Source organism: Polymorphospora rubra (assembly GCF_018324255.1).
Taxonomy (GTDB): domain Bacteria; phylum Actinomycetota; class Actinomycetes; order Mycobacteriales; family Micromonosporaceae; genus Polymorphospora; species Polymorphospora rubra.
Genome location: NZ_AP023359.1, coordinates 60,744 through 80,497 on the forward strand (window position 1 = coordinate 60,744; position 19,754 = coordinate 80,497).

Annotated in this window: 15 protein-coding genes and 1 pseudogene; 12 read left to right on the forward strand and 4 right to left on the reverse strand. The window is 73.1% G+C overall.

Going from position 1 to position 19,754, the window contains the following annotated elements:
- Positions 1 to 106: 106 nt before the first annotated feature.
- From Prubr_RS00300 to Prubr_RS00325, 6 genes and pseudogenes are all read left to right on the forward strand, one after another.
- On the forward strand, positions 107 to 1,396 hold the full coding sequence (locus tag Prubr_RS00300; protein WP_212820448.1) for a tetratricopeptide repeat protein: 1,290 nt from the start codon (positions 107 to 109) through the stop codon (positions 1,394 to 1,396).
- A 105-nt stretch (positions 1,397 to 1,501) separates the two neighbouring features.
- Complete coding sequence (locus tag Prubr_RS00305; protein WP_212820451.1) at positions 1,502 to 4,243, forward strand: fibronectin type III domain-containing protein; 2,742 nt, start codon at positions 1,502 to 1,504, stop codon at positions 4,241 to 4,243.
- Positions 4,244 to 4,264: 21 nt separating this feature from the next.
- Positions 4,265 to 5,263, forward strand: a complete 999-nt coding sequence (locus Prubr_RS00310) for an AAA family ATPase (protein ID WP_212820453.1) — start codon at positions 4,265 to 4,267, stop codon at positions 5,261 to 5,263.
- A 7-nt stretch (positions 5,264 to 5,270) separates the two neighbouring features.
- Positions 5,271 to 6,503: a DUF58 domain-containing protein gene (locus Prubr_RS00315; protein WP_212820455.1), complete on the forward strand. Its 1,233-nt coding sequence runs from the start codon at positions 5,271 to 5,273 to the stop codon at positions 6,501 to 6,503.
- Between the two features lie 41 nt (positions 6,504 to 6,544).
- Positions 6,545 to 8,871 (forward strand): annotated as a pseudogene (locus Prubr_RS00320) (transglutaminase TgpA family protein).
- Positions 8,872 to 9,018: 147 nt separating this feature from the next.
- Positions 9,019 to 9,804 (forward strand): CPBP family intramembrane glutamic endopeptidase, encoded by a 786-nt coding sequence (locus Prubr_RS00325; RefSeq protein WP_212820457.1) that lies wholly within the window; start codon positions 9,019 to 9,021, stop codon positions 9,802 to 9,804.
- Positions 9,805 to 10,152: 348 nt separating this feature from the next.
- On the opposite strand, the gene Prubr_RS00330 is transcribed toward Prubr_RS00325, so the two are convergent.
- Together Prubr_RS00330 and Prubr_RS00335 are read right to left on the reverse strand one after the other, a co-directional pair.
- Positions 10,153 to 10,677 carry a nucleotidyltransferase domain-containing protein gene (locus Prubr_RS00330; RefSeq protein WP_212820459.1) on the reverse strand — a complete coding sequence of 175 codons (525 nt, stop codon included), beginning with the start codon at positions 10,675 to 10,677 and terminating at the stop codon, positions 10,153 to 10,155.
- An 11-nt stretch (positions 10,678 to 10,688) separates the two neighbouring features.
- On the reverse strand, positions 10,689 to 11,597 hold the full coding sequence (locus tag Prubr_RS00335) for an aminoglycoside phosphotransferase family protein (protein WP_212820461.1): 909 nt from the start codon (positions 11,595 to 11,597) through the stop codon (positions 10,689 to 10,691).
- A 131-nt stretch (positions 11,598 to 11,728) separates the two neighbouring features.
- Here Prubr_RS00335 and Prubr_RS37935 point away from each other — a divergent pair, with 131 nt between their 5' ends.
- From Prubr_RS37935 to Prubr_RS00355, 5 genes are all read left to right on the forward strand, one after another.
- Positions 11,729 to 12,241: a GNAT family N-acetyltransferase gene (locus Prubr_RS37935; RefSeq protein ID WP_343221575.1), complete on the forward strand. Its 513-nt coding sequence runs from the start codon at positions 11,729 to 11,731 to the stop codon at positions 12,239 to 12,241.
- 35 nt (positions 12,242 to 12,276) lie between these two features.
- A complete protein-coding gene (locus Prubr_RS37940; RefSeq protein WP_343221576.1) occupies positions 12,277 to 12,912 on the forward strand; it encodes a GNAT family N-acetyltransferase in 636 nt (211 codons plus the stop codon).
- Positions 12,913 to 13,785: a sugar phosphate isomerase/epimerase family protein gene (locus Prubr_RS00345; RefSeq protein WP_212820463.1), complete on the forward strand. Its 873-nt coding sequence runs from the start codon at positions 12,913 to 12,915 to the stop codon at positions 13,783 to 13,785. It abuts the gene before it with no gap.
- Positions 13,786 to 13,821: 36 nt separating this feature from the next.
- A complete protein-coding gene (locus Prubr_RS00350) occupies positions 13,822 to 14,493 on the forward strand; it encodes a DUF3159 domain-containing protein (RefSeq protein ID WP_212820464.1) in 672 nt (223 codons plus the stop codon).
- Between the two features lie 200 nt (positions 14,494 to 14,693).
- On the forward strand, positions 14,694 to 16,346 hold the full coding sequence (locus Prubr_RS00355) for a hypothetical protein (RefSeq protein ID WP_212820466.1): 1,653 nt from the start codon (positions 14,694 to 14,696) through the stop codon (positions 16,344 to 16,346).
- Between the two features lie 362 nt (positions 16,347 to 16,708).
- On the opposite strand, the gene uppS is transcribed toward Prubr_RS00355, so the two are convergent.
- A complete protein-coding gene (gene uppS, locus Prubr_RS00360; protein ID WP_212820469.1) occupies positions 16,709 to 17,485 on the reverse strand; it encodes a polyprenyl diphosphate synthase in 777 nt (258 codons plus the stop codon).
- 299 nt (positions 17,486 to 17,784) lie between these two features.
- Between uppS and Prubr_RS00365 the strand changes: the two genes are divergently transcribed.
- Positions 17,785 to 18,303: a hypothetical protein gene (locus Prubr_RS00365; protein ID WP_212820472.1), complete on the forward strand. Its 519-nt coding sequence runs from the start codon at positions 17,785 to 17,787 to the stop codon at positions 18,301 to 18,303.
- A 130-nt stretch (positions 18,304 to 18,433) separates the two neighbouring features.
- On the opposite strand, the gene Prubr_RS00370 is transcribed toward Prubr_RS00365, so the two are convergent.
- Positions 18,434 to 19,750 carry a glucosaminidase domain-containing protein gene (locus Prubr_RS00370; RefSeq protein ID WP_212820475.1) on the reverse strand — a complete coding sequence of 439 codons (1,317 nt, stop codon included), beginning with the start codon at positions 19,748 to 19,750 and terminating at the stop codon, positions 18,434 to 18,436.
- Positions 19,751 to 19,754 lie beyond the last annotated feature (4 nt).

Below are 19,754 nucleotides of genomic sequence, written 5' to 3' on the forward strand. Positions count from 1 at the left end.
CGAGGGCCCCGTTCACCGAACGTCCGGTGAACGGGGCCGCCCCGTCCCCGCCGGGTGCGGGGACCCCCGTTGACACCGGGGCCGGGTGACGGGGAGCATGGCGGGCGTGTCATCGCCCTCGCCCTTCGACGCCGTCCGGCGTGACGTGCAGGCGTTCCGCGACGCCGGCGACCTGGACTCGGCGCGGGGGCTGCTGGCCGAGGCGCTGGTCGCGGCCCGCCCGGCGTACGGCGAGGACCATCCGGAAATCCTCGGGCTGGCCCACCAGCTCGGCCGGCTACACCGCGAGGCCGGCGACCCGGCCGCGGCCCGGCGGGTGCTCGAGGAGGCGATCGCCGCCGGCGAGCGCCGCCACGGCCACGCCGACGCACTGATGTTGGGCCTGTCGTTCGAGCTCGGCACGGTCGCCGAGGAACTCGGCAACCGGCACGAGGCCAACCGCAACTTCGGCCGGGTCGCCCGGTTCGGGCCCGCCGTCCTGGGCGCCGGCCACTGGGCGGTGGGCGCCGCCCGCGCCCACCTGGGCGACGACGCCCCGGCCCCGCAGGGTTGGCCGCAGGTCCCATCGCAGTCTCCGCCGGCCCCGACGCCGGCGGCGGCGCCCGAACCGTCGCAGCCGGCGCCGCCGATGTCCGCCGGGACCGCGGCCACGGCGCCGCGACCGGCCGGCCGGGCCCAGGTGCCGCCGCCACCGGTGGCGGCGACCGGTGCCGCCCACCCGCCGCCCGCACCCGCCGCCCAGGTCCACCCCGGCACGGCACCGTCCCGCGAGCAGCCCGGCGGACCACCGCCGGCGACGCCCCGCACGCCACCGGTGCCGGCCGTACCGCCCGGGGTCGAAACGCTGGACGGCCCGGGCCCATATCCGGCCCCGGCGGTGGGCCAAGTGCCGCCGTACCCGCCGCTCGAACCGCGACCGGAGCCCCCGCCGGCGCCCCCGCCGGCCGGCCCGCCGGCGGCCGGCCGCGGCCGCCTCCCGGTCGTCGTCGCGATGGTCGCCGCGGTCGTCGCGGCGGTGTCCGCGACCGTGACCGCCGTCATGGTGCTGCGCGACGACCCGCCGGCCGCGGCTCCGCCGCCGGCCGCGACGACCGCCGGACCGGTCGTCGACGGCGACCCGCCGACCGGGGTACGGGTCCGCGACGACGGCACCGCCATCACCGTGACCTGGGAGGATCCGAGCGCCGGTACGGTGCCGTTCATCGTCGCCGGCGGCCGGGCCGGTCAGCAGCTGCGTGCCATGGCCACCATCAGCCCCGGCGAGACCAGCCACACCGTCAACGGGCTCAATCCACGCCTGGACTACTGTTTCACGGTGCTCGCGGTCTATTCGACCGAGCAGTACGCGACCTCCGGCCAGGTGTGCACCAGCCGGTCCGGTGCCACGCCGGGCTGATCCCGATCGATGGCGGCACGCCCCGCCGGCTGTCCACAGTCACGTCCGGGTGGTTGTCCACAGGCCGGCCCAGCGGGATTCCGTCCCAGTTGGAGGGGCCATAGGATGGCCTGCGGTCCGGGGAGGAACACAGACTGCGGTGCGGCGAGACATCGACCGCACACGGGGAGGCATCTGAACGTGGTCACCACAGGCGGCGGCGACACCGGCACCGGGACGGCGGCTCCGGCGGACGGCCGGGGATGGCGCGACCGGATCCGACCCCGCTGGTCACGCCCGCGCGGCGGCCTCGTCACCGTCGGCACCGTCGTCGCGCTCGTCGCCGCGATGGGCCTGACGGTCCTCGGCCTCGGCTCCGCCGACAACGCGGTGGCCAGCTACGACGCCAGCTCCTGGCTGTGGAGCAGCACGCGCGGCGAGGCCGCCCGGGTCAACGGCGTGACCGGCCGGGTCGACACCCGGGTCGGGGTGCCGCAGGCCCGCAGCCATCCGATGCAGGTGGTCCAGACCGACCGGTTCCTGCTGCTGCGTGACCTCGACACCGGGCAGGTCAGCTCACTCGACCTGGCCACCCTCCAGATCACCGCGACGACGCCGACGACCGCCGGAATCGGTGTCAGTGTCGCCCTGCACGGCGACGCCGCGTTCGTCGTCGACGCGGTCCAGGGCCTGGTCCGGCAGATCGACCCGCGCACCCTGGTTCCCATCGGCGAGCCCGTCCGCTACCCGCCGGGCATCACCGGCGGGGCGTTCGACGGCGACGGCCGGCTGTGGATCGCCGTACCGAGCGAGGGCACCGTCTCGGCGGTGACGGCGGCGCCGCTGCCGTCGGCCGCGCCGACCGCCGCCACCGCCGGTGGCGGGGTCAGCCCCGAGCAGATCCGTACGGTCGCGGTCGCCGAACCCAGCCACGACCTGACGATCTCCGCCCTCGACGACGGTGTCGCCGTGCTCGACCGGACGGCGAACACGTTGACGACGGTCCGCGGCGACGACCAGAAGGTGGTCACCCTGACCACCGGCGGACCGGGTGCGCTGCCGACCCACACCACCGGTGACCGGGTGCCGGTCACCGTCGCCGAGGACCGGCGGATCTACGTCGTCGAGGAGGGCGGCGTACGCCAGTTCACGGTCCCCGGCCAGGGTGTGCGGCTGCGGCCGGCGGTGTCGTTCGCCGACCGGTTCTACTGCGCCGACGACGACACCGGGACCGTCTACGCCTTCGACCTCGCCGGCCAACTCGTCGACCAGATCGAGGTCAAGGGCGCCAACGGTCCCCTCGACCTGGAGGTGCGCGAGGGCCGGCTGTTCATCAACGCCCCGAACTCGTCGACCGCCCGCGTCGTCGACGACAAACACGTGGTCCGGGTCGTCGACAAGTACGCCAACGACATCCTCGGCGGCGACCCGCCGCCGGACCCGCCGGCCCCTCCCCCGCCCACGAAGCCGGTCGTGAACAAGCCGAGCGCGCCGCGCAGCGTCACCGCGACGGCCGGTGACAGCCAGGCCCGGGTCACCTGGCAGGCGGCGGCCGCCAACGGCGCCACCATCACCCGCTACGTCGTCGAGGGCGACGGCCGCACGTTCGAGGTCGGCGCCAACCAGCGTTCGTTCGAGGTGACCGGCCTGACCAACGGGCAGACCTACCGGTTCTCGGTCCACGCCGTCAACGCCCAGGGTCCCGGCCCGGCCCGCACCAGCAACCCGGTCGTGCCGACCTCGGAGGTGCCGGACGCGCCGGCGGAGGTCACCGCCGAGGAACGCGCCGACGGGACCGTGGTGGTGCGGTGGCCGGCGTCCGACGGCCAGGGTCACCGCATCGCCCGGTACGCCGTGACCGCCGTCTCCGCCGAAGCGACCGCGCCCGCCGGCGACGCCCGCAACACCGAACTGGTCATCCCGGCCGGCGAACTCGAATACGGCACCCAGTACGCGTTCACCGTCTCCGCCGTCAGCGCCAACGGCGCCGCCTCGGTGGCGTCACCGGTCAGCAACACCGTCGTACCGTACGCGGCGCCGGGTCGGCCGCGGTCGCTGGCCGCGTCCACCGTCGCCGACCGGCCCGGGACCGTACAGGTCGTATGGGCGGCCGCGGTCGCGAACGGCCGCCCGATCAGCCACTACGTCGTCGAGGCCGGCGGCCGGCGCACCGAGGTCACCGACACCCGCGCCCGCCTCGAAGGGCTCGGCGACGGCCAGAACGTCACCGTGCGGGTCCGGGCGGTCAACGCCGCCGGCGAGGGCCCCGAGGCCACGGACACCGCCCGCACCGTCGCACCGCCGCAGGTCACGATCACCGGCAGCGCGGCGACGGCGACGACCGTGACCGTCACGTTCACCACCGACGCCGGCGGTGGCCGGGCGACCTGCTCGCTGGCGATCGCCGGGGCGACGACCGCGACCGGCGGCTGCACCTCGCTGACCGTACGCGGGGTGCGGCCGGGAACGACCCACCGGTTCACCGTCACCGCCGAGAACGCCGCCGGTGCGGGCACCGCCACCGGCAGCCGCGCCACCGAGATCCTGTACGGGACCGCGACCTGCCGCAACGGCGACTCCGGCGCGGAGGCCACCTACTGCGACCGCGACCACGCCGGCCGCAACGGCAACGAGGTCTTCGAAGTGCCCCGACAGGACAACGACCGGCAGGCCGGCTGGGCCCGCCCCGGCACCCGGCTGGCCAGCTACTGCAAGGTGCGCGGCGAGGAGGTCTACGCCTACATCTACAACGACAACAAGCGGAGCACCTGGTGGATCCAGGTCGACTACCAGGGCCGCAACTACATCCCCTGGGTCTGGATCAACCTCGACGGCGGCGACGACGTCAACGTACTCCCGAACTGCTGAACCGACCCGAGGAGCACCACCGTGCCACCCACCCCGCAGCCGCTCGCACCGCACGAGGTGCAGGGCTTCGCCGCCCTCGCCACCCGGCTCGCCGGCAACGTCGGCTCGGTGGTCCTCGGCAAGCCCGACGTCGTACGGCTGGCGCTGACCGCGCTGTTCGCCCAGGGGCACGTGCTGCTGGAGGACGTACCCGGGGTCGGCAAGACCACCCTGGCCCGCGCGGTCGCGGCCAGCGTGCACGGGCAGTGGCGGCGGATCCAGTTCACCCCGGACCTGCTGCCGTCCGATGTGACCGGTGTGACGATCTTCAACCAGGGCACCCGCGGCTTCGAGTTCCATCCCGGTCCGGTGTTCGCCAACATCGTCATCGCCGACGAGATCAACCGGGCGTCGCCGAAGACGCAGTCGGCGCTGCTGGAGGTGATGGAGGAGCGGACCGTCACCGTCGACGGCGTACGGCACCCGGTGCCGCGCCCGTTCCTGGTCGTGGCGACCCAGAACCCGGTCGAGATGGACGGCACCTACCGGCTGCCGGAGGCCCAGCTCGACCGCTTCCTGGTCAAGCTGTCGGTCGGCTATCCCGACGAGGCCGTCGAGGTCGAGGTCCTGCGCGGTGCGACGACCCGCTCCCCCGAGGCGCTGGAACCGGTCACCGACACGACCACGGTCGGCGAGATGGTCCGGATGGCGCAGCGGGTCCACATCGCCGACCCGCTCTACACGTACGCCGTACGGCTGGCCGCCGCGACCCGCGACCACCCGCGCGTACGGGTCGGGGTGAGCCCCCGTGGCGTCATCGCCCTGACCCGCGCCGCCTGCGCGTACGCGCTCGTCGACGGGCGCGGCTACGTGCTGCCCGAGGATCTCAAGGCGCTGCTCGGTCCGGTCTTCGCCCACCGCATCCTGCTGTCGGCCGACGCCCAGCTGCACGGCGGCACCGCCCTGGAGGTGCTCGACGACGTGGTCCGGTCGGTGCCGGTACCGCTGCCGGCCGGGCAGCTCAGCGCCACGGGCGCCTGACCCGCCGATGAGGTTGACGTCGCGGGGGTTGGCGCTGCTGTGCGCCGCCGTCGTCCTGCTGGCCGCCGGCTTCGGGTTCGGATATCCCGAGCTGGCCCTGCTGGGCGCTTCGGCGGCCGTCGCCGTGGGGTGTGCCCTCGGCTACGCCGCCGGACGGCCCCGGCTCGCCGTCACCCGGGTCGCCGAACCCGACCGGGTCGCCCGTGGTGAGCCGGCAACGATGACGCTCACCGTCCGCAACGCCGGCCGGCTGCGGCGGGCCGGCCTGGTCGCCGAGGACCGGTGCGGGCGGCAGCCGGTCGCGGTGCCGCTGCTGCGGCTGCGCCCCGGCCACGACACGACGGTCAGCTATCCGGTGCCGACGCACCGCCGCGGCGTGGTCCCGGTCGGCCCGCTGCGGGTCACCGGCCGCGACGTGCTCGGCCTGGTCCGGTTCTCGCGCCGGCACGGCCCGGCCACCGACGTCTGGGTGCATCCGCGCGTCCACCCGCTGTCGGCGGTGCCGGCCGGTGTCGCCCGCAGCCTCGACGGCCGCATCGACCGGGTGCCGCACGGTTCGATCACGTTCGACTCGCTGCGTGAGTACGTCGTCGGCGACGAACTGCGCCGGGTGCACTGGCGCACCAGCGCCCGCGTCGGCGAGCTGATGGTCCGGGAACACGTCGACACCAGCCTGCCGACGATCGTGGTCCTGCTCGACAACCGGGCCGCCGCCCACCCGGTCGTCGACGGGCTCGCCGACACGTTCGAGTCGGCGTGCGAGGCGGCCGCGTCCGTCGTCGCCGCCGCGACCCGGGAAAACCTCGCCGTCAGCCTGCTGCTGGTGGTCCCCGACGACGGGCGGGGCAGCTATCTCGACCGGCTCACCGAAGCCGGCCTGCGGCAGGGTGGCCGGAGCGGCACCGGCAACCGCAGCGACGACGACCCGCTGCGTACCGCGACCGACCGGCTGCGGCAGCAGCGGCTCGGCGACACCCTGGTCTTCCTGACCGGGCCGGGCGGCCGCGCCGACCTCGGACGGCTCGGCGCGCTGCGGGGGGCGTACCCGTCGGTCGTCGTCGCGGTCTTCGGTCCGGCCGCGCAGCCGCCCGCCGCCGGTCACCCCGAGCCGGCCGGACCGGCCGGACCAGGTGGCCGCCCGACCGGCGGCGGCCCCGGCGGCACCGCCGGCGTGGTTCTCATCGACGCCGCGGACGGCCCCCGGTTCGCCGCCGCCTGGAACGGGGTGGACCGGTGGTGAGATGGTCACGCGACCTGCCGGTCGCCCTCACCCTGATCGCGATGATCGGCCTCGCCGGCGAGGCCCTGGGGCGCATCTACGCCGACCCGCTGCTGCCCCGGCTGATCTGGGGCGCCGCCGTCGGCTCGGTCGCGGTCGGCGTCGCCGCCCGGCGCCTGCCGTCCTGGCTCGTCGCCCCGCTGTCGGTGGCGGCGATGACCGGCTACACCCTGCTCGCCCTCCAACTGGCCGCCCGCCGCGCCGACCTGCCGGACCCGCTCGGCGCCCTCGTCGCCGACGCGGTCCGCAACGGGATACCGCGCCTGCTCACCTCGATGATCCCGGTCGAGGCCGTGCCCGACACGGTCATCGTGCCGCTGGTCGCGGCGTGGCTGACCGGGCTGGCCGGCACCGAGGTGGCGGTGCGGGCGGCCCGGCCCCTGCTCGGCTACCTGCCACCGACCCTGCTCTACGCCGGCGCCGTCTACGTCGTCGGCCCGAACGCCGACCAGGCGGGCTGGCTCACCGTGGCGTTCGCCGGCGCCGTCGTCGTCGGGCTGGCGGCGACCGGCCGCCCGGCCGCGGTCACTCCCAGCCGTGCCGAACACCCGGTGGACCCCGATGACACCGCCGTTCCCCGGCCCCCGCCGCGGTCCGGGCCCGGGCCGCCGCCGGCACGGCGGCCGGCGCCGCCGTCGTCGTCGCACTCGCCGCCGCCGTCGCGCCGGTCGTCGCCACCCGCGTCGGCGGCACCCCGGTCGACCCGCGCCGGTACGTGCAGCCGCCACAGGTCGACAGTCTCGACGAGAACCCCCTGATCCGGATCTCCGGCTGGGCGCTCGACCCCGAACAGCTGCTGTTCGACGTGACCACCCTCGACACCGGCGGCAGCACCGGCGACGGCGGCGGCGTCGACCCCGACGAGCCGGCCGATCCAGACGACACCGACCCGGCCACCGGCGCGGCCCCGACCCGGATCCGGCTCGCCGTCCTGTCCGACTACGACGGCGTGACCTGGCGGGTCGGTGCCACCTACCGCAACGCCGGCCGGATCCTGCCACCGGCGACCCCGAACCCGGACACGATCATCGACACCGTCCGTCAGGAGATCACCGTCGCCGACCTGACCGGCCGGCTGCTGCCCGCCGTGCCGACCCCGCAGCAGGTCGACGGCGCCCGCGTCGCCTACGACCAGGACACCGGCACCCTGATCCACCCCGAGGGCCTCACCCCGGGGCTGCGGTACACCGTCACCTCCGCCCGGGAACGACCCGACCTCAACCTGCTGTCGACCGCCGACGTACCGGCCGGGCCGGCCGTGGCCCGCGTGCTACGGATCGGCGACGGCACACCCGAGCAGCTGCGCCGCCTCGCCGACCAGCTCGCCAGCGACAACGGCGCCCCCTACGACCGGGCGCTGGCCATCGAGGAGTTCCTCTCCACCCACTATCGGCTCGACGCCGACGCCCCCAGCGGGCACGCCTACCCCAACCTGGAGTTCTTCCTGTTCGGCCCGCGCAACGCCGGCGGGCAGCGCGGCACCTCCGAACAGTTCGCGGCGTCGTTCGCCGTACTGGGCCGGCTGACCGGCCTGCCCACCCGGGTCGTCGTCGGGTTCCAGAGCCCCACCGGCACCGGCCCCGTCCACGGCGGCGACGCGTTCGCCTGGCCCGAGGTCTACTTCACCGGACCGGGCTGGGTCGCGTTCGACCCGCTCCCCCGGCCCGACACCCAGCCCCGCCCGGTCGAGCAGGACTTCCGACCGCCGCCCCAGGAGCCGACCCCGCCGCCGACGGAGGAGCCGGAGCCGACCGACCCAGCTGCCGTCGAACCCAGCACCGAGGCGGCGGCCGACCGGCCACGGCCGGGCGGGGTGTCCGGCCCGCTGCTCGCCTCCGGCGGTGCCGGCCTGCTCACCCTGCTGGCTGCCGGCCTGGCGGTACTCGTCGTCGTGCTGCGGCGGGCGCAACGTCGGCGCCGGCTCGCCGACGGGCCACCTCCGGACCGGATCGCCGGCGCCTGGCGCGAGGTGACCGACGCGCTGCGCCTCGCCGGCCGGTCCGCCCCGCCGCACCTGGCCGCCACCGAGGTCGCGGCCCACGCCGCCGGCGCCCCGCCCCCGCCGCCGCCGGATCCGACCGCCGGTCCCGGTCCCGTCCCGGCGGCAAGCCCGCCGGCCGGGCGGGTACGGCCGCCACTCCCACCGCTCGACGAACTCGCGGACCTGGTCAACCGCGCCGCGTTCGCCCCCGGAGCCGCCAGCGACGACGACGCCCGTCGGGCCGCCGACCACGCCGTGGCGTACACGTCCACGCTCCGCGCACAGCGGTCCTGGTGGCGGCGGCTGGTGTGGTCGTTGCACCCCGGCCCGCTGCGCTGGCGTCGGTAGGACGCCGCGGGCCGTGTCCACCGTGCGGACCGGCCGTTGAGCTGGAAGAGTGATCGTGACGTCACCGACAGCGCGGCCGCGTGACGGACGGCCGTCCGCACGACGCCGTGCCAGCTCACCGGTCCGGTCGACGACAGGAGAGACGTCATGGCCCGCACCGCCGCCACGCCACCTTCGCACCAGCGCTTCGGCCGACGCATCGAGCGCCCCGACGGCCGCGACTTCCCGTTCTACGACGGGCTGCCGACCCTGATTCCCGGTCGGCGCTGGGCGGTGGTGGTCGCCGCGGTCGTCGTGGGCTTCGCCGCGTTGGTGCTGACCGGCCCGCTGTTTCCCGGCCCGATCCTGAGCTTCGTCCCGGCGATCCTGTTCGTCGCGATCCCGTTGGGCGCGTACGTCTGGGCGGCGGGCGGGCACCGGAAGGCGATCTTCCATCGGGTGACCGGCCGCGATGTCGGTGTCATGTTCGGCTTCGCCGCCCTGAACGTGGTCGTCACCTTCGTCGTCGGCGGGATCGTGGCGATCTTCTCCGGGGTGTCGGCCAACCCGCTGTCCAACGAACTCGAGCACGCGTCCGCTTTCGAGCTGGCGATGTTCTACCCGCGCTCCGGCATCCAGCTCTTCGGCGAGGAACTGCTGACCATCCTGCCGTTCCTGGCGCTGCTGTATCTGTTCGTCCAGCGCGGCGGCATGTCCCGCCGGCGGGCGGTACTCCTGTCCTGGGTGATCACCGCCGTGTTCTTCGGCCTGCTGCACCTGCCGACGTACGACTGGAATCTCGCCCAGAGCATCCTGGTCATCGGCACGGCCCGGATCATCCTGACCCTGGCCTACATCCGCACGAAGAACATCTGGGTCTCCACCGGGGCCCACGTCATCAACGACTGGTTCCTCTTCACGCTGCCGTTGGTGCTGGGCGCCGCGACGAGCTAGGAACGACCGGCCCCGAGGCGACGTGAGGCTCCGGCGGGGCGGCATGACGATCCCCCTTCGGGACACGGCCGCGGCAGGGACGCCGTACGGTGTGCGGTGATACCCTGCCCGAAATCAATTCACATCGCTCGATCGGCGGTCATCATGCGCCTACGAAGCACGGTCATGTCTTTCGTCGTCCTCCTGGCCGCCGCCGGGGTGGCCGCCGTCTTCGGTCCGGACCAGGCTCAGGAAGCATCGCATCTGGCGGGATACATCTGGTCCAACTAGCCACGAAGCGCCGGCACCAGCAGTGCCCGGCCGGCGGCTTCGACCGGACGTCACCGGCAGGGCGCGGCACTGCGGGTACTACCGGAACGCCTCCGGCAGATCGATCCCGAAGCGGGTGCACAGCAACGGCACGTCGTGCCGATCCACCTCCCGTGGCGGATAGCCCGTGTGCCAGCGCACCGACCACTCGGCGGCCTCGCACCTCACCTGCACTTCCGTGATCAACCCCCGGCCGGCGAGGGCCTCGGCGGGGAACAGCACACCGTCGACCACCGAGCCGTAGTGCAGCATCCCGTCCGGAAGCGGCTCGTAGAGGTGCAGGTCGACCCGCAGCCGCACGCCGTCGTGCAGGACGAAGTTCCACGGCCGGTCACCGGGCCACGGGAAGATCCGATCAAGACCGGTCCCGGCAACGGCGACGAAGAGTCGCTCGAGATGAGCGGCGGGCAACCACACGTCGAGATCGGAGTGCTCCCGGGTCTGCTCCCCCAGCAGCGCGTCCACGCCCCAACCACCGCCGACGCACACCTCGACCCCGTGGTCGGCCAGGCGGCCCAGCAACGCGACCGCATCCGCCGCGTCCATGACGTACCGGCTGGTCATGCCGGTCCGCGCTAGCCGCGGCGGTCGTGGTCGGCGAGGACCTCGCCGACCACCCGCTCGTTGACCCCGACCCGTTCCGGATCGGTGTCGAGCGACTCGGTCATGACCAGCAGTGCCTTCCACAGGGCCCAGCCCCGGGCCCGTGCCAAGGTGCCGTCGTCCAGGCCGACCGCCGCCCGGAACGTGTCGCGGCTGGCGCCGGAGAACATCGTCCAGGCGATCACCAGGTCGCAGGCCGGGTCGCCGACGCCGGAGGTGCCGAAGTCGATGACCGCGGCGAGTTTCCCGTCGACGGCCAGCAGGTTCCCCGAGGCGATGTCGCCGTGGAACCACACCGGCATCCCGGTGAACGGGCTGGCCAGGGCGGCGTCCCAGACGGCGGCGGCGCGGGCCGTGTCGACGTACCCGGCCAGCGCGGCCAGGCAGCGGCGCGTCTGCCCGTCGTAGTGGGTCGGCGGGGCTCCGCGCCAGAAGCTGTGCTCGCCGGCGGCCGGGCCGCCGGTGGTGTCGCAGCGGTGCAGGGCCCGGACGAATCCGGCCACCGCGACCGCGAACCCCGGCAGGTCGTCGATGCGCGCACGGTCGGCCGTCTCGCCGGGCAGCCAGCCGCGCACCGACCACGGGAACGGGTAACCGGCGGCCGGTTCGCCCATCGCCAGGACCGGTGGTACGGCGACGGGCAGCGCCGGCGCCAGCCTCGGCAGCCACTCGTTCTCCTTGGCCACCGCGGGCACGTAGCCGGCGGCGGTCGGCAGCCGTACGGTCATGTCGTCGCCCAGCCGGTAGGTCCGGTTGTCCCAGCCGTCGACCTCCACCGGCGTCACCGGCAGGTCGCTCCACTGTGGAAACTGTGCGGCGATCAGGCGCCGCACGAGCGCGGCGTCGATTCCGGCGCGGCCGTCGGGGCCAGCTGAAGCCATGCCGTTGATCCTCACCCCGGGGCGGCGTCCCGACCAACGCGTTTTCCGCCGCGACGGCCCGCGCCGCCGGGGACGATCGCGCCCGGGTAGCCTCGCGGCATGACTGTGCCGATCATGACCGGCCCGGCCTGATGCGCATCCGCCGGGTCGACGCCGAGGAACGGCTGACCACCGCCTTCCCCGTGGCCGCGTACGCCTTCGAGTCCTCGCCGCCGGCTGCCGACCGGCTCGACCGGGCCCGCCGGTACGCGCCGTACAACGAGGACAGCATCAACCTGATCGCCGAGGTCGACGGGCGTACGGTGGCCGCCGTCGCCGGCATCCCGATGCGGCAGAACGTGCGCGGCGTCGTACACCGCATGGCCGGGATCGCGTCGGTCTCCACCGATCCGCTGGCCCGCCGGCAGGGCCACGCCCGCACCCTGTTGACCCGGCTGCTCGGCGACATGCGCGACGACGGCCACGTGGTCAGCGCTCTTTATCCCTTCAGACCATCTTTCTATGAGAGATTTGGCTACGCCGGGATGCCGCGCGCCCGCCGCGCCTCGTTCGCCCCGGCCGACCTGGGCCGGCTCCCCGTGACCTGCCCGGCGAGGTCGAGTGGGGCCCGGTCGCCGACCGGTACGACGACTTCCGCGACCTGACCCTGCGCCTGCTCGGCGAACGGCACGGGTTCGCGGTGTTCCCGGAGCGGCGCGGGCATATCCTTCGCGACCTGGAGCCGCGCTGGCTGGTCACCGCCCGCGTCGACGGCGAGGTCGTCGGCGCGCTGACGTACCGGATCGAGGGCTACGGCGGTGAACTGGTCGGCGACGACCTGCTGGTGACCGGGCCGGTGGGACGCATCCTGCTGCTGCGGTTCCTGGCCCGCCACGTCGACCAGGTGTCGCTGGCCAGCGTGCTGGTGGGTGCCGACGACGTACCGGAGTTGTGGGTGACCGACCTGGCCGTCCGCACCGAGGTCGACGTGAGTTTCCCCCGCCGGGGCGCGCCGATGGCCCGGGTGCTGTCGCTGGAGGCGCTGGCCGGGATGGCCGCCGGACCGGGCCGGGTCGCCGTCGAGGTCGTCGACGACCCGTTCGTCGCCGGCCGGTACGTGCTCGACGGCCACTCCGGCCAGCTCGAGGTGGGTCGCGGCGACGGTCCCGGACCGGTGGCGACGCTGACCGTCGCCGGCCTGTCCGGGCTGCTCTACGGCGTGCTCGACCCGGTCGAGGCGCGGCTGCGCGGCTTCGGCACCGTGTCCGACGACGCCGCCGCGCAGCTGCGGCTGCTGTTCCCCCGCCGGATCCCCTACCTTTTCGCGGACTTCTGAATGACTGTGCACCCGATCGGCGTCAACACCTGGGTGTGGGTGTCGCCGTTGACCGACGACGCGCTGTCCCGGCTGGTGCCGCGGATCAGCGGCTGGGGGTTCGACGTCGTCGAACTGCCGATGATGTCGACCACGGACTGGGATCCGGCGTACGCCGCCGACCTGCTCGCCGCCCACGGGCTCGGGGCGACCGTCTGCGCCGGGCTGCTGCCCGACCACGACCTGCTCACCGACGACGCCGAGGTGCTGGGGCGTACCGGCGACTTCGTGCGCGGCTGCGTGCGGGCGGCGGCGACCGTCGGCGCCCGCGTCGTCGCCGGGCCGCTGTACTCCCCGGCGGGCCGGCGCTGGCCACTGGACTCCGACGGCCGACGCGACGCGCTGGCCCGGCTGGTGACCCGGCTGCGGCCGCTGGCCGGCTACGCGGCCGAGCACGGGGTGACGCTCGCGCTCGAACCGCTGAACCGGTTCGACAGCAGCCTGCTGAACACCGTCGCGCAGACCCTGGAGGTCGTCGACGGCATCGACGGGCTGGGCATCGCGTTGGACACGTTCCACGTCAACATCGAGGAGCGCGACGTCGCCGCCGCGTTCCGGGCCGCCGGCGACCGCCTCGTCCACGTGCAGGTCTGCGCCAACGACCGGGGTACGCCGGGTGCGGACCATTTCGACTGGCCGGCGATTCTCGGCGCGCTGACGGACGTCGGCTACGCCGGGCCGCTGTGTATCGAGTCGTTCACCGCGGCGGGTCTCGAGGTGCCGATGTCGGTGTGGCGTCCGCTGGCCGCGAGTCGGGATGCCGTCGCGGTCGACGGGTTGTCGTTCCTGCGGGCGTTGATGACCGAGGACACCTCGACCATCGCAGTACCGTAGGTTAGGCTCGCCTAACGTTATGCCGTGGGAGGTGCGATGACGTCGCGGGGCGCGGACGACCGCGAATCCCTCGCTGACCTGCTCGGCGGTCGGCGGGGCGCGATCGACGCCACGCTGCCCCCGGTCGCCTTCGGCGCCGGCTGGCTGCTGACCGGTCAGTCGATCATCGGTGGCGTCATCGCCGCGTTGGTCGTCGCGGTCGTGGTGGCCGGCTGGCGCCTGCGGCGCGGCGACCGGCCCCGCTCGGTACTCATCGGTCTGCTCGCCGTCTGCGTCGCCGCGCTGATCGCCCTGCGCACCGGCCGGGCCACCGACTTCTTCCTGCTGCAACTGGTTTCCAACGCGGCCAGCGCGCTGGCCTGGATCGTCAGCATCGTGGTGCGCTGGCCGCTGCTGGGCGTCGTGGTCGGCACCGTGCTCGGGCAGCGGACCCGGTGGCGGCGTGATCCCGCGTTGCTGCGCGCCTACAGCCGGGGCAGCTGGGTGTGGGTCGGCCAGTACGTGATCCGGCTGCTGGTCTTCCTGCCGCTCTACTTCGCCGACCAGGTCGTCGCGCTGACCGCCGCCCGGGCCGCGCTGACCTGGCCGCTGGTCGCGGCCTGCCTGGCGGTCAGCTGGTGGGTGATCCGCCGATCCCTGCCCGCCGACCATCCCGGCCTGCGGCATCCGGCCGCACAGGCCAAGACAACCGCCAATTCACCGCAATAGCAGAAATAGAATTCTGTACCGGCTTTTAGTCGGACAACGAGGTATGCCCAGCCACCGGCAGCGGCCTGCTCAGGGACCTTCGGAGACCGCAGGGGCGCGTATGGTAAATGCTTCTCGATACCCAAGAAGATCGATTGCAGAGAATCCCGCTATCTGCAACGGGAAACACGAAATAGGCGGCCGCCGCTAGGATCTGCAACATGGCTACTAGCCACACGGCCTCCGTCGACCTCGCACCTTCCGGGATCATGAACCACCGCGGTGACGGCCACCTCCCCCTCGCCGACCGGATCGCCTGGCTGCTGCGCAGCAACCGGCTGCTCGATCCGCACCAGCGGTGGACCCGTGCCAAGTCGTTCGCCGCCGCCTTCCGCGGCGGCTCCTGGTCGAGCCCCACCACCGAAAGCCGGATCTCCCGATGGGAGACCGCCGCCGTCCGCCCGACCCACCAGGCCGTGGTGCGCTACGAGGAACTGCTCGACCTGCCCAGCGGCACACTGACCGCCGTCATCGACACCCTTCACCGCTACGCCGCCCCGCCGGGTCACGGCCCGCCGGCACTGACCCGGCGCCTGCCCGCCCCCGCCGAGGCCGCCGGCCGCATCGACGAACTCCTGGACCGGGCCCTGTCCACCGCCCTGATGACCGGCCCGCAGTGGGACGAACTGTCCGTTCTCATCTCCGCGCAACCCAACCTGATCATCAGCCCGCGCAGCGCCCGCGACGCACTCGCCGACCGGCTGCTCCACGAGATGATCGTGGCTCACGGCCTGCAGTGGCAGCAGCGCTTCGAGGCGTTCAACCGCCTCATCGCCCACCCGTCGTGCCAGCAGGCCGCCGTCGCCGCCTGCGCCGGCCACGGCAACGACCCGAAGAACCAGGTCTTCATCGAGACGCTCAGCGCCCTCGACGGCACCGCGCACCCGGACGCCAGCCGGCACGTGCTCGCCCAACTGCACCGGCCCACCAACGACCGGGCATTCCTCGGCGCACTGCTGGCCTGCGCCCGCAAGATCCGTTTCGGGCACTTCACCGCCGAGCAGCTCACCGACCTGACCACGCTGATCGTCGACCTCGTCCTCGAACCCGCGCACCACACCGAGGCCAGGCCGCTGGCCGCCGCGCTGCTGCGGCACGCCCCGAACCTGCACCGGCCGGGCGTACAGGCGGCGCTGCGCCGCGCCGCCGCGGACGACCGCACCGTCGGCGAGGTCGTCGCCACCGGCCAACTCGCCGCGCCGCAGACCGCCCGCGTCGTGGTGACGCGGATCGTCAACGCCGCCACCGCCGCCCTGCCGTACGAGATGACCAATGATGTTTTCCCTGTCCTGGTCCGGGAGCTGCTGTTCCATCCGCTGTTCGACATCCGGCTCTACACCGCGATGCTGATCGCCGCGACGCCGTACCGGGAACCGTTGGCCCGGGCCCTGGCCGACGAACTCGCCGCGATCCGCGCACCCGACCGGGTGGACCTGAACAGCTGCATCATCTCCGCGCTGCGCACCTTCGGCACCGGTGAACAGCGCCCGCTCATCGAACGGATCAGCATCGGCACCGGGCTGCCCGGCCCACTGGTCGTCCTGGCCACCCACGCGATCGGGCACCTCGGTGGGCAGAGCGACGACCGCTACTGGGCCACCGCGGTCGACCACCACAACCGGCTGTGGCGCCGGCACCGCGACCCGCTGCACGAGTCGGCGCTGCGCGGTCTGGTCTACGGGCTCGGCATCGCCCGCCGCGAGGCCCTGCTCGGCCGGTTGCGGCTCGACCCCGCCGCACCGGAGCCGGCCCGCACCGCGGCCGACTGGTGGCTGGGGCTACCGCGACACGTGACGGCCAGTGCCGTCCACTAGACCTCGATCCGTCTCCTCTGGGGGGATTGAGACGGATCGCCGGCCATGCCGTGACGGCAGACGGCATGGCCGCCGGAGGCGGGTGGGTGCCCGCTTTGTGCACCAGGCGGGCACCCCTCGCCCCACCTCCCCGGTGGGCGGACAAAAAAGGACCGGCCAATCAACCACGGGGGGAGTTGATCGGCCGGTCAGCCGGAGTCTAGCGCTCCCGCGCTGATCCCGCCGCCCACACGACGCGCCAATGCCCACACTGTTCCACATCGGACTCCCCGACTTGCGAAAACGTCCGATCTGGTGCATCACCATGATCACCGATGTCGGGTTCGGCCGCGCCGCACCGGACGGCACGCCGGGCGCTGCCGTCAGGCGCCGTAGCGGCGCTGCCGGCCGGCATAGCTGCGCAGGGCGCGCAGGAAGTCGACCTCCCGGAAAGCCGGCCAGTACGCCTCGCAGAAGTAGAGTTCGGAGTAGGCGCTCTGCCAGAGCAGGAAGTTGGACATGCGCTGCTCGCCGCTGGTGCGGATGATCAGATCGGGGTCCGGCTGACCGGCGGTGTACAGGTGTCGGGTGATGTCGTCGACGGTCAGGCTGTCGGCGATGTCCTGAACGGTGTGCCCCGCCCCAGCCCTGTCGTGCAGCAGGTCACGGATGGCGTCGACCAGCTCCTGACGTCCGCCGTATCCGATGGCCAGCGTCACGTGCGCCCCGGTGGGGCAGTCCCGGGTCGCCTCCACCGCTTCCTTGAGGGCGTGGGCGGTGCTCCGGGGAAGGATGTCGGGTGCGCCGGCGACGTGGACCCGCCAGCGGGCCGCCGGCCGGGCGAGCTGGGCGGCCACCACCTCTTCGATGGTGCGCATCAGGTAGGCCACCTCGGCGGTGTCGCGTCGGCGCAGGTTCTCGGTCGAGCAGACGAAGACGGTGACGTGCCTGATCGCGAGCGCCTCGCACCAAAACAGGAGGTCCTCGACGTGCTCGGCGCCGTACCGGTGGCCGACGCTCGGGTCACCCAGGCCCATCTCGCGGGCCCAGCGGCGGTTGCCGTCCATGACCAGACCGACGTGCGCCGGCAACCGGCCGGCCGCGACCTGTCGCCGTAGCCGGCGGGCGTACAGGGCGTGGAGGGGGTCGGTGAATCGCATCTGCGGCAGCCCTTCGACGGTTTCGGAGACCGGGTGGCAGCACCCTTAGTACGCCCTGCGTACTACGTGCTGCGTACTATACTGTTCGGAAACAATCTCCGGAGGTCAGGCGGGCCGCCACCGCCGGCAGCCCGCGTCCCCCTGCCAGATCAACGACATCCGACCACGATCCATCGAATATTCTCTATGTTCGACGTTACCTCGACCACGCGACCACGCGTGTCGGCGCACGAACGGAGAGATGGACCATGGCCGCTGATCGCACCCTTCCCACGCCCCACGGCCACCGTCTGCGGGCGATGGTTCTCGCACTAGGTCTCGTGCTCGGCCTCGCCGCCCCCACGCTGGTGGCGACTCCCGCGTCGGCCCAGCCGACCGCGCAGGCCCGCGACCCCCTGTGCTGGGCCGACGGATTCAGCGAGCCGCCGGGCATCGGCCGGCCGGTCGCCCTGACCTGGTCGCGCATCGGCAACCGGTCCAACAGCGGCTACACCTACCGGTACTGGATGGTGCAGGAGGTGAGCTCCGCGTCGAACCTGTACTACCAGCGGAGCCTGGTGGCCAGGTGCTCCGGCGACTCGCTGGTCTCGACCGCGACGATCACCGCGACCAGCGGGAGCGGCACCGCCGCCTGCACCAGCGCCGGGGACATCCACCTACCGGTCGGGAGCACCGAGCGGTTCGTCGGCCAGCGCGTCTCGGCGTACGTGCAGTCGCCCTTCGTCTTCACGTACACGTTCCGGTACTGGCACCGGGAGACGCTGTCGATCGCCACTCTCCAGTGGGTCTACCAGTCCAGCGGCGTCGTCAGATGCTGACCCCGGCGGCGGGACGAGCCGCGCCACCAACTGCGCGAACGTCGCCGGTGTCGCTGCACGGCGGAATCATCGGCGCGGCTGTGCCGGCATGTCCGGAAGCGACATGCCGGCACAGTTCACGCACCCGCGGTCAGTAGCTGGCGAGGCGGTGGGTGGACCAGCCGTGGCCGATCTGGACCGGCGCCGCGAACGTGCCGTCACCGTCCCCGGACCACCGGATCAACGTGCTGTCGCTCGTCTTGACACCGACGATGTCGGCCCTACGGTCGCCGTTGACATCCAGCACGGCGAACTCGCGAACGCCCTGCCAGCCCCCGCCCACGACGGCGGGTGCGGAGAAGCCGCCCTGACCGTTGCCCTTCCAGAACAGCAACGTCCCGTCCGACTTCGTCCCCCAGATGTCCGCATCGCCGTCACCGTCCGCGTCACCGGCGGCGAACCGCGACACCTGGTTCCAGCCCGTACCGACCCGACGCGGCTCCGCGAACTGCCCCCGACCCGTACCGACATAGAGATTCAGGTAGTCACCGACCTTCGCCAGGATGTCGGCCTTGTCGTCCCCGTTCACGTCGGCAACGGTGAACCACTGCACCGCCTTCCAACCCTGACCAACCTGCGTCCCGGAACTGAAACCACCCTTGGCGTCGTTGTGCCAGTACCACAACACCCCGTCGGTCGCGGTGGCGAACAGATCCGCGAAACCATCCCCGTTCGAATCACCCACCGCGACCCGGTTGTAGTTGTCGATCCACCCCGAACCGACCCGAACCGCCGCCCCGAACGTCCCCGCCGAACGACCCGGATACATCCACATCACATCGTTCGCATCCACCGCGACCAGATCCTCGAACCGGTCACCATCCACACTCTCCGCCGGCCGGTCGGGGGCGGTGGTGTTGAACCGGTACAGGTTGTAGGTGCGCATCAGGCTGATGACCTTGTTCGCGTATTCCGGATCGGTGGCGTATCCGGCGCGGTGTACCTCGCGGATGAACTGGTCGGGATCGTCCACGTGGTCGAACGCGGCCGCGTAGCGCGAGGTCCGCAGCAGTCGCCCGTAGTCGCGGAACGAGTCCGTGCTGCTGGCGTACCCGCGGAAGTACTGGTTGACGGTGTGGCAGCCGGACGGGCCGCACTCCTGGGTCGGATAGTTGTGGCAGCTCGTCGCGATCGGGCCCGGCGCGTTCGACGCGGTGCACTTGAAGCCGAAGAAGTTCCTTCGTTCGCGGGTCAGCCGGCTCTCGCCCCACGCGGATTCGAGGATCGACTGGCCGAGGGCCACCGATGCCGGCACTCCGTACTGCTGCTGGACGGTCTGGGCGGAGGCGGCGTAGCTGCTGATGTATGTCTCGGGCGGAACCGCCGACGCGCTGTTCACCAGCGCGGTGGAAAGCATTCCGCCGAAGAGTGCCGCGGCGGTCAGCCGGGCGAGAAGACGTCTTTTCACGGAC